Origin of the sequence: Micromonospora antibiotica, from assembly GCF_017599305.1 — a bacterium.
Classification (GTDB): Bacteria; Actinomycetota; Actinomycetes; order Mycobacteriales; family Micromonosporaceae; genus Micromonospora; species Micromonospora antibiotica.
In genome coordinates this window covers 1-1,150 of sequence record NZ_JAGFWR010000064.1, presented here as the reverse complement: position 1 = coordinate 1,150, position 1,150 = coordinate 1, and the positions used below count along the sequence as shown (strand labels likewise).

At 67.9% G+C, this 1,150-nt stretch carries 1 protein-coding gene; it reads right to left on the bottom strand.

Translation table 11 applies throughout. The features are described 5' to 3' along the window. Positions 1-27: 27 nt before the first annotated feature. Positions 28-1,098, bottom strand: coding sequence for an IS30 family transposase (locus JQN83_RS32595; protein ID WP_208570998.1), 1,071 nt, complete (start codon positions 1,096-1,098; stop codon positions 28-30). Positions 1,099-1,150: the final 52 nt, after the last annotated feature.

The window sequence follows — 1,150 nt, the reverse complement described above, 5'->3', positions numbered from 1 at the left end:
GGCGGGGTCAAGGGGTGAGTGCAATCGTTAGGGGACGATGAGTTGTGCGAGGCGTTGGGCTGGTGTGTTCCAGTCGAGTGTTTCGCGGGGTCGGGTGTTGAGTTCGTGGGCGACTTCGTCGAGGCCGGTTTGGTCGATGGTGCGGAAGTCGTAGGTGCTCTTGGGGAAGTACTGGCGCAGGAGTCCGTTGGTGTTCTCGTTGGTGCCGCGTTGCCAGGGGCTGTGGGGGTCGCAGAAGTAGACCGGGCAGCCGGTGGCGATGGTGAAGGTGGGGTGGGTGGCCATCTCGGTGCCCTGGTCCCAGGTCAGTGAGCGTCGTAGGTGTGTGGGCATGCGGGTGGCCAGGGTGGTGAGGACGCTGATGACGGCGGCGCTGTCGCGGCTGTGGGGCAGGGCGCCGAGCATGACGTAACGGGTGGCTCGTTCTACCAGGGTCACGATCGCTGACGTTCCGGCTTTGCCGATGACGAGGTCGCCTTCCCAGTGCCCGGGTACCGCCCGGTCGGTGGCTTCGGCCGGTCGGTTGCTGATGTGCAGGTCGCCGATCCAGGGCCGTCGGCTGCGGGTGGCGGTCGTGGCACGCGGTTGCGGGCGTCGCTGGGTGCGTCCCGATCTCAGGGCCACCTGCCGGGTCAACTCGGCCCGCAGGCCGCCTCGTGACTGCACGTAGATCGCCTGGTAGATGGTCTCGTGGGACACCTGCAACTCCGGCCGGTCGGTGAACGTGGCCCGTAGCCACGCGGTGATCTGCTTCGGTGACCACCTACGGGCCAGTTTCCCCGCCACGACCTGCCGCAGCCGGGTGCCCGCCGCCAGCTTCGACGACGCCCGCCGCTTCCTGGCCGCGTCAGCCCGCCGCTGCGCCCACTGCGCCTGATACCCCCACCGGTACGGACGACGAGCCCGCCCAGACGGCAACGACCGCCCGAGCGGGTTCTTCGTCCCATGCCGCGCACTGTTGTTCCTCGCCACCTCCCGCGACACCGTGCACGCCGGCACCCCGAGAAGCCCCGCGATCTGCGAGATCGTCCGACCCGAAGCCCACAGATGCTCCAACACCTGCCGATGCCCGAACGTCAACACACCCGGCTTCGCCACCAGGACCTCCAACCCAACCCAAGATCAGTTGCACTGAAGCCTAGAAACCGCC